The organism is Vibrio sp. 10N.261.46.E11, from assembly GCF_041472735.1.
Taxonomy (GTDB): Bacteria; Pseudomonadota; Gammaproteobacteria; order Enterobacterales; family Vibrionaceae; genus Vibrio.
The window spans coordinates 100,410-107,972 of record NZ_JBFRQW010000040.1; the positions used below are offsets into that span (position 1 = coordinate 100,410).

The 7,563-nt window shown below is 44.2% G+C and carries 12 protein-coding genes; 11 read left to right on the forward strand and 1 reads right to left on the reverse strand.

From position 1 onward, the window contains the following. The first annotated feature begins 124 nt into the window (after positions 1 to 124). Positions 125 to 892: a hypothetical protein gene (locus AB4407_RS13505; protein ID WP_372120915.1), complete on the forward strand. Its 768-nt coding sequence runs from the start codon at positions 125 to 127 to the stop codon at positions 890 to 892. 214 nt (positions 893 to 1,106) lie between these two features. Here the strand turns inward: AB4407_RS13505 and AB4407_RS13510 are convergent, their stop codons facing one another. Continuing rightward, entirely contained in the window at positions 1,107 to 1,880 is a 774-nt protein-coding gene (locus AB4407_RS13510; protein ID WP_372120916.1) for a helix-turn-helix transcriptional regulator, read from the reverse strand. Positions 1,881 to 2,011: 131 nt separating this feature from the next. On the opposite strand from AB4407_RS13510, the gene AB4407_RS13515 reads away from it, so the two are divergent. From AB4407_RS13515 to AB4407_RS13560, 10 genes are all read left to right on the forward strand, one after another. After that, positions 2,012 to 2,269 (forward strand): helix-turn-helix transcriptional regulator, encoded by a 258-nt coding sequence (locus AB4407_RS13515; protein WP_069669230.1) that lies wholly within the window; start codon positions 2,012 to 2,014, stop codon positions 2,267 to 2,269. 11 nt (positions 2,270 to 2,280) lie between these two features. Continuing rightward, positions 2,281 to 4,272, forward strand: coding sequence for a transposase domain-containing protein (locus tag AB4407_RS13520; RefSeq protein WP_372120917.1), 1,992 nt, complete (start codon positions 2,281 to 2,283; stop codon positions 4,270 to 4,272). A gap of 34 nt (positions 4,273 to 4,306) precedes the next feature. Next, complete coding sequence (locus AB4407_RS13525) at positions 4,307 to 5,254, forward strand: AAA family ATPase (protein WP_372120918.1); 948 nt, start codon at positions 4,307 to 4,309, stop codon at positions 5,252 to 5,254. An 8-nt stretch (positions 5,255 to 5,262) separates the two neighbouring features. Continuing rightward, positions 5,263 to 5,460 (forward strand): hypothetical protein, encoded by a 198-nt coding sequence (locus AB4407_RS13530; protein ID WP_372120919.1) that lies wholly within the window; start codon positions 5,263 to 5,265, stop codon positions 5,458 to 5,460. Further along, complete coding sequence (locus AB4407_RS13535; protein WP_372120920.1) at positions 5,457 to 5,783, forward strand: hypothetical protein; 327 nt, start codon at positions 5,457 to 5,459, stop codon at positions 5,781 to 5,783. Before AB4407_RS13530 ends, AB4407_RS13535 begins: the two co-directional genes overlap by 4 nt. A 13-nt stretch (positions 5,784 to 5,796) precedes the next feature. After that, complete coding sequence (locus tag AB4407_RS13540) at positions 5,797 to 6,042, forward strand: hypothetical protein (protein ID WP_372120921.1); 246 nt, start codon at positions 5,797 to 5,799, stop codon at positions 6,040 to 6,042. A gap of 11 nt (positions 6,043 to 6,053) precedes the next feature. Further along, positions 6,054 to 6,671: a DUF3164 family protein gene (locus AB4407_RS13545; protein ID WP_237297408.1), complete on the forward strand. Its 618-nt coding sequence runs from the start codon at positions 6,054 to 6,056 to the stop codon at positions 6,669 to 6,671. Between the two features lie 278 nt (positions 6,672 to 6,949). After that, positions 6,950 to 7,198, forward strand: a complete 249-nt coding sequence (locus AB4407_RS13550) for a hypothetical protein (protein WP_078753397.1) — start codon at positions 6,950 to 6,952, stop codon at positions 7,196 to 7,198. Further along, the gene (locus AB4407_RS13555; RefSeq protein WP_372120922.1) at positions 7,170 to 7,355 is read left to right on the forward strand and encodes a hypothetical protein; all 186 of its coding nucleotides are present in this window, start codon (positions 7,170 to 7,172) and stop codon (positions 7,353 to 7,355) included. Before AB4407_RS13550 ends, AB4407_RS13555 begins: the two co-directional genes overlap by 29 nt. Next, on the forward strand, positions 7,352 to 7,561 hold the full coding sequence (locus AB4407_RS13560; RefSeq protein WP_372120923.1) for a hypothetical protein: 210 nt from the start codon (positions 7,352 to 7,354) through the stop codon (positions 7,559 to 7,561). The genes AB4407_RS13555 and AB4407_RS13560 overlap by 4 nt, the downstream gene beginning before the upstream one ends. The last annotated feature ends 2 nt before the right edge of the window (positions 7,562 to 7,563 follow it).

Sequence of the window (7,563 nt, forward strand, 5' to 3'; positions counted from 1 at the left end):
GTCAAGGTGTAATTCGTTTTGTATTACAGTGTGACAGCCACACTTAACAAACGCTTCAACCTGACTGCCAACCTATGGCATTTTTACTTCGGTTTGGCTTTTGTGATTACAGTGGCCTGTTTTAGTGTGGTGCAGTTGGCAGCAAGTTAAGCGGGCGTTATGTGAATCACCATACTTTCAAATTTACGGTAGTTTTATGCAGATGAGTCAATTAGTTATAGAGAACATCGTTAGTGTTCTTGGTGGTGCAAGTGTTGTAGTAATAGGTTTGTCTAGTTGGCTTGGTAGTCTCTGGTCAAAACGCATTCTAAATCAAGAAAAGCTGCGAATGGACAAAGAACTACAGCAGCTTAAAGACTCAAATCTCGCAAATTTAAAGAGTATGGAACGAGAGTTACAAGTTGAGCTTCAAAAGCGAGATCATTACCATCAAATATCAAAGTCTACCTATGAAATGAACTTTGAGCGCAAGGTAAAGGTGTATACCGAATTACTTTTACTTAATCAGAAGTTTTTCCGTTTTATGAACGAAAGCCCGCTAGCGGATGAGCCAGAATGTACTGAAACGTACTACGGGTATTTTGAGCAATGTAAGACACTAATTGAGAAAGAGAAATTATACGTTAGCAGTAAACTAGCTGAACGTTATGAGCTCTGGTATCAAAAAGCATTACCTTACTTTAAGCAAGCAGGGTTGGATGGCTACGCAGTCCACGGCTTTGCGCATACTGACGAAGAAAATAAGCAAAACATTTATGACGCTCAAGAGCCAGCTCGTTATGACCTAGTCTGTGAAACATTCAAAGAGATGCAGGCTATTTTTGAGCAAGTTGAAATAGACTGTATAGAGACTAATGATATGAACAAACTGTGTTATAGGGTGTTAACGTAGGTTATGTGCGGTTAAAGATTGGGGAATTAGGCTTGAGGCTAGATGCGATGCGGGGTTTGAGATTTTAGGTCTTGAGCCCCGCTTGCGTTTTTGGCTGTTGAGCAATTTTAGCTGATTTGAGCAATCCTTTCTAATTCATGTGATTTAGACTATTAAAGTGAGCACTGTTTGTTTTTGTTTGTTCGCTGTTTAAATCGAGTTTAAACATTTAAATCTAATTGCCTAAGTCCTTTGCAATGTGAATGACTTGCCCTATTACTTCAAATTGATGTTGTTCATCTTTAGGTATGTCTTGGTTGTCGTATAGTGGGTTGTCGCTAATCAACCTCCATGCACCTAGAACGCTTTGGTAGCGCTTCACAAACAGCTCATCGCCATTTCTAAAGATGTATATGTGCCCATCTGAAGGCTTCTTCCTTTCCATATTGACCACAAGCGTATCGTTGTTGTGAATCGTTGGTTCCATACTGTCACCTTTTGCCCACACGATCGCTAAATCTTTTTCTTTAAAGCCCCTGTACTTCAACCACTTACGCCTAAATGCTAAATGCCTTGTTGGCTCAAGCTGGTCTGGATTTAAAGAGCCGTGACCTGCTGATACCTGAATTCTATAACCCGGTATCAATGCAAATTCTTCTGTGAAATCTTTATATCGTGATAGTTCGCCGTAGTTAGGTTTAGGTTCTTGTATCTCTTCTACACCTTCAGCACCAAGGCTTTGCTGGGTCTCAAGAGTAAATAAGCTGATGTGATACTCCGTCGCTTTCGTCCCTTTCCTCCGTCTCTTTAAGTGCCCCTTCTCTGCCGATAATTTAGCCAGATGGTCTCTCGTCCATCTTGGTGATGTTGGAAAGTCACCATGCCCAGCTACTTCAGAAGCAATGAACCATTGCGTCCGTTGACCTGTATCACAAAAGGATGATTCATCCGTTTTGCTGGAATTAGCATCCTTTTCGTTTAACTCTTTGTTTCTAATGTCTTTATTCATGCCTTTGCCTTTTATCTTATTACGGACAAACGGATGTGATGGAAAATAATTCATCCCTTTCTATTGACCGTTTCATCCTTTTGATCAAATAATGTAGTTACTAAGTCAAGCAACACACTGGAGTAACCAAGATGAATAACGACACAGTCTCTCAAAAAAACATTCAAGAAGGAAGTGATTGGCACCGAGCTGACATTGTTGCAGCTCTTAAAAAGCGTGGACTTTCTGTTCGTCAACTTTCTCGTGAAGCTGGCCTTGGTGAAAATACGCTCGCTAATGCACTTCGCTCACCATGGCCAAAGGGCGAAAAAATCATTGCTGAAGCCATAGGGATGAAACCGGATCAGCTCTGGCCTAGTCGTTACCGCTCACTTCGAGCTGCAAGCTAGGAGGTTTCAATATGTGGTTTATAGCTAGTGAATTAGCTGGTGTCGTTGGATTGCCAAGCTCTGAAAGAAATGCTCGTGAATGCTTAAAAAAATTAGCGGCAGAAAAACCAGAGCAAGCAAGAAAAAGACAAGGGACAAAAGCGATCGAATACCACGTCAGCTTGTTACCTGTCCCAACTCAAACAGCTCTGATGAAAAAACAAGGCAAAGTTCAAGTTGGCGATCAGGTTCTTGAGTTGCCGAAAAAGAAAAGCGAGCAGTCGTATTGCCGTGAAGCGCTTTGGGCTCGTTGGAGTAAGAACAACAACGCGGCCAAAGAGAAAGCACAGCAAGCATTGCGCACCGTTCAAGCTGTTTTTGCACTTAAGAATAACGGCATCAAGTTGATGGACGCTTACCAATCGGTCTCTGAAGAATATGGCGTGGCACTTTCTACTTTGCGCCGCAGCTGCGCGAAGGTGAAAGGAATAGACGAATGTGATTGGGCTCCAGCTCTGCTGCCTAAAAACTTTGAATCATCCCAAACTCAAAAGCCGAATCAGTTTGCCTACATCACACCTGAAGCGTGGGAGTTTTTCAAAGCCGACTACTTGAGCCTAGAGCAACCTGCAATGTCGGTTTGTTATGAGCGCCTTATTGATACGGCTCCATCTAAAGGTTGGAAAGTCCCAAGCCTAAAAAGCTTAGGACGCCGCCTTGAACATGAAGTGCCAGTACAACAACGCATCATGCTTCGTGAAGGTGAACACGCATTGCACCAAATGTTCCCACCGCAAGAACGTACCGTTGAAGGGCTTCACGCTCTGGAATGGATTAACGGCGATGGCTATCAACACAACGTGTTTGTTAAGTGGTTTAACGGTGAAATTCTTCGTCCTAAAACGTGGTTTTGGCAAGACATCTACAGCCGCAAGATTGTTGGCTGGCGTTGCGACATTAGTGAAAACACAGACAGCATTCGCCTTTCATTAATGGACGTTTGTGAAAAGTTCGGTGTGCCTAAAGAACTGACTTTGGATAACACCAGAGCAGCTGCAAACAAATGGATGACGGGCGGCGTTCCTAACCGTTACCGATTCAAAGTAAAAGCAGACGATCCACTTGGCATCATCCCAATGATGAATATCAAGTTGCACTGGTCGAGCGTGATATTAGGCAAAGGCCACGGCCAAGCCAAACCGATAGAACGTGCGTTTGGTGTAGGTGGCCTTGAAGAGTACATCGATAAACATCCACTTTGCCGTGGCGCTTATACAGGCCCGAACCCAATGGCAAAACCAGACAACTACGGAAGCAAGGCGATCGACGCGGAAGACTTTCTACAAGCCATCGCTAAAGGCGTAGAAATGTACAACGCGAAAGAGAACCGAAACACCGAAGTGTGCAAAGGGTTTATGAGCTTTAACCAAGCGTTCAATGCCAGCTATGAAACGGCAGCAATACGCAAAGCAACCACCGACCAATTGCAAATGATGATGCTTCAAGCCGAGGCAGTAAGAGTGTCTAAACACGGCACCATTTCACTGGATGCTGGCGGCAGTTTGAAAGGCCGTAAGAACCGCTATTACAGCGAGTCGATGATGAACCATGTTGGCCAAAAACTAGTGGCACGTTTCGACCCATTAAAGCTGCATGAATCTATCGAGGTTTATACCTTGAATGGCGTTCGAATTTGTACCGCTGAATGTCTTGATAAGACTGGATTTGGCGATACGCAAGCGGCAAGAGAGCACAAACGCAAGCGCACACAATTTACCAAAGCGAACAAGATTGCTGCGCAAGCTCAAACAGAAATGGATGCACTGGAAGTGGCTGCAATGATGAAGCCGCTTGAAGAAGAAGTGCTACCTGAAAGCAAAGTGGTTGAACCATTCAGACCCGTATCGATTGGCAACACGGCGGCTAAGGCCATAGCGCTAGAAGATGAAGACGAAGATTACGAACAGAACTTCAGCCAAAGCGTTTCAAACCTGTTTGAACAGAAATTTAAAAATAAGCTTTAAACCCTATTTAAACCTTCCATAAATGGAGATTGATATGAGTACAAACGTAGTTGAACTAGGCAATGCAGAGGCTAAGCAAACCGACACATTAATGCGCATTCGTGCATTCACAGAATCGAAGGCTGTTTCAGCGTCTCAGATTGCAAAAGAGATCAGCGTATCACCTGCCACGCTAAGCCAAATCTTGAACGGTTCATACAAAGCTGATCCAGCCAAGATGATTGAAAAACTGAACCAATGGCTACGCATGAGAGAACAGCGTAATGCCACACCAAGTAAAGACCCTGGCTTTGTGATGACACCAACAGCCAAGCAGCTAACCGACGACATGATGTATGCCCAAGTGACCGAATCTATCGTGGTTATTTTTGGGGCGTCTGGTGTGGGTAAATCAGAAGCGCTGCGCGAATACAAACGAAGCAACAACAACGTATGGATGATCACTTCAAGCCCAAGCCGTTCAAGCCTTACTGAGTGCCTATATGAACTGGCTATGGAACTAGGCATGGACGATGCCCCACGTCGTAAAGGCCCACTGTCTCGCGTTATCCGAAACCGCCTGATTGGTAGCGAAGGTTTGGTGGTGATTGATGAAGCGGATCACCTTGACTACCCAACACTGGAAGAGCTGCGAATTCTGCAAGAAGAAACGGGCGTTGGCATGGTGCTAGTGGGTAACAACAAGGTTTACACGCAGCTTACAGGTGGTCGCCGTAATGAAGATTTTGCGCGCTTGTTCTCTCGCATTGCGAAGAAGCGTGGCATCCACAAAACCAAGCAAGCAGACGTTCGTGCCATTGCAGATGCATGGAACGTAAACGGCGAGTCTGAACGCGGGTTAATGCTGCAAATCAGTGAGCGCCCAGGAGGGCTTAGATTGCTAAGCAAAACACTCAAACTGGCGGCGATGTTTGCCAAAGGCCAAACCATTAGTGAGCAAGTGCTGCGCAAAGCGTTTGCTGAATTAGAAACCAACGATTGAGGTGAGATATGACGTTTAAAGCAATGGTTCGTTGTGATGCAGCTGGCTGTGCAAATGAAATGCAACTTGATTGTGATGATGCAAGTGATGCGGAGCTTCGTCACGACGAAATAAATGAAGATACCGCCTGGTTTGCTGACTTTGAAACTGGAGCACATTACTGCCCATCACATGCTCAAGCTGCAATGGAGGAAATTGCCCAATGATGCATATAAATGAAAAACGTCGTGCTGTGGCTAACGCCCTATCTCGATTAGAAACGGCAGGAAGCTTGATAGTGAATGTAAGCACTGGCATTGCCATCCCTGTTATTACCATCGAGTTTCCACCTGTATGGCTTGTTAGTAAATCAAACGAAGTGCGTGAACAGGCGGGTAAGACACTTAAAGTTTCACACATCGCAAAGCTTAGCGGTTGCCTAGTTCGCTGGGTGGAAAGTGAGACCGACAATATTAACGCAAAGTACATGACTCAGTACTTAAACCCATACGCACCTGAGCTTATTGCGGTGCAGCCTAAGAATTTTTAGAAGGAATTAACCAATGCCAAAGTTAACCAAAGGTGAGGTTCAAGGTATTAGTCTCATTGCGGACTTATTTGTAATCAATGACCTTATGAAAAACGTTTTCTCTCAGGATGAAGACATGAAAAACCATGTGTCTGGATTAAAGAGTTCGATAGCTAAAGCGTGTCCGAAATTTGAACTCGCAGAGAAAGAGCTTCAAAAGCAAATCAAGGATGTACGTGCGGTATGGCTTGAATCATTAACCAAAGAAAACAACGAATAGGATTTAAAACAATGACTAATCAAACCCAACCACAAGACGGTTTTCGCTTTAACGGCCAAGGCCACCAAGTACCCGTAAGCCAAATCAAAGACGTTGATTTACTGCGTGATGATGTTGTTGCCGACATCGTAAAAAAAGCGATTGCGACACAAGAAACCCTTGCGCTGTTTAAGAAAGAAGCCATGCAGAATGTCGCGGATTTTGTAGACCTAAGCTCTGCTGAATTTGATGTGAAATACGGTGGCACCAAAGGCAACGTTACGCTGCTTTCGTTTGATGGCAAATACAAGGTGCAACGCTCAATTGGAGAGCATCGCGTGTTCGATGAACGCATCCAAGCGGCTAAGGCAAAAATTGACGAATGCATTAACCGTTGGAATGAAAATTCAAGCGATGAAATTAAAGCCCTGGTTGATTTGTCTTTCCGCGTAAACAAACAAGGTCACATCGATGTAAACCAAGTGCTTAGTCTTCGCCAGCTAAACATTACCGACCCTGATTGGTTAGAAGCGATGGATGCCATTGCCGACTCAATCAAGGTTGTTGGCAAAACGCCTTACCTTCGAATCTATGAACGCCAAGGTGATGGTCAGTACAAACAAATCGCTCTTGATATCGCCAAGCTATAGCGAGGTGTGAATGTTACTGATAAGCACCCGATATGGAGAGATAAACGTCAGTCGCCATGCTATCGAAAGATGGCGACAACGTACGGGTCGCAGCCTTCCACAACTTGTAGAGGCGGTGGCGAAAGCTAACCGCCCAAGCAAGAACAGACTGCGAAGAATAATGAAATGCGAATCAGGTTGGCAGCCAAAGCGAATTTTAGAAAGTGACTGCGCCTACTTCCTAATTCGAAACAACAACATTGTGACCGTTTATGACAAACGGAATAGAGGGTATCAACATGCATACAGCTAACCCACTGCAACGTTCTTTCACTACCGCCCACACTCGCAGAGTGATTGATCTAGAAATTGAAATGGCTGAAGCCTTAATTGAAAACGACGGTACTGCATTTCCAGATAGCACTTTTGAAGAAGGCTATATCGCAGCACTGAAGTTCATTTTAAACCAGTCAAGCTCGAACGTTCGTGAAGAGTACGAAGACATGATGGATGAACTCAATGGAAAAGACGAAAGCGAAGCGGCCTAACCAGTTAATCAAATACATCATGAAGTTTCGCCGATGCTCTCAAGTCGAAGCAGAACAATGGGCAGATAACCACTGCGGTGATTGGCGCAATACGCCACTGCCCAAAGCGAAGCGAGTGAAATCCATATCAAGCAATGAAAAGGAACATGAAGAATGAGTAAGTCAGACATAGAAAGAACTGAAAAGTTTTATAAAAAAGCAAAAGAACGTGGTGCAAACATTCAGACTTTTGAGTGCTCATGTGGTTACGAAAACAAAACACTGGCTCCAGAGAATGATAGTGACATTTGGGATTCGATGACCTTTTGCCCTAAATGTGAAAAAGCATATTTCAAAACAGTAACCATGATCTGCTCCAGTTAGAC

Bases quoted from the DNA above. Each gene is read 5' to 3' on its own strand.
- AB4407_RS13510 (WP_372120916.1), bottom strand. From the start codon at position 1,880: ATGAATAAAGACATTAGAAACAAAGAGTTAAACGAAAAGGATGCTAAT.
- AB4407_RS13515 (WP_069669230.1), top strand. From the start codon at position 2,012: ATGAATAACGACACAGTCTCTCAAAAAAACATTCAAGAAGGAAGTGAT.
- AB4407_RS13520 (WP_372120917.1), top strand. From the start codon at position 2,281: ATGTGGTTTATAGCTAGTGAATTAGCTGGTGTCGTTGGATTGCCAAGC.
- AB4407_RS13525 (WP_372120918.1), top strand. From the start codon at position 4,307: ATGAGTACAAACGTAGTTGAACTAGGCAATGCAGAGGCTAAGCAAACC.
- AB4407_RS13530 (WP_372120919.1), top strand. From the start codon at position 5,263: ATGACGTTTAAAGCAATGGTTCGTTGTGATGCAGCTGGCTGTGCAAAT.
- AB4407_RS13535 (WP_372120920.1), top strand. From the start codon at position 5,457: ATGATGCATATAAATGAAAAACGTCGTGCTGTGGCTAACGCCCTATCT.
- AB4407_RS13540 (WP_372120921.1), top strand. From the start codon at position 5,797: ATGCCAAAGTTAACCAAAGGTGAGGTTCAAGGTATTAGTCTCATTGCG.
- AB4407_RS13545 (WP_237297408.1), top strand. From the start codon at position 6,054: ATGACTAATCAAACCCAACCACAAGACGGTTTTCGCTTTAACGGCCAA.
- AB4407_RS13550 (WP_078753397.1), top strand. From the start codon at position 6,950: ATGCATACAGCTAACCCACTGCAACGTTCTTTCACTACCGCCCACACT.
- AB4407_RS13555 (WP_372120922.1), top strand. From the start codon at position 7,170: ATGGAAAAGACGAAAGCGAAGCGGCCTAACCAGTTAATCAAATACATC.
- AB4407_RS13560 (WP_372120923.1), top strand. From the start codon at position 7,352: ATGAGTAAGTCAGACATAGAAAGAACTGAAAAGTTTTATAAAAAAGCA.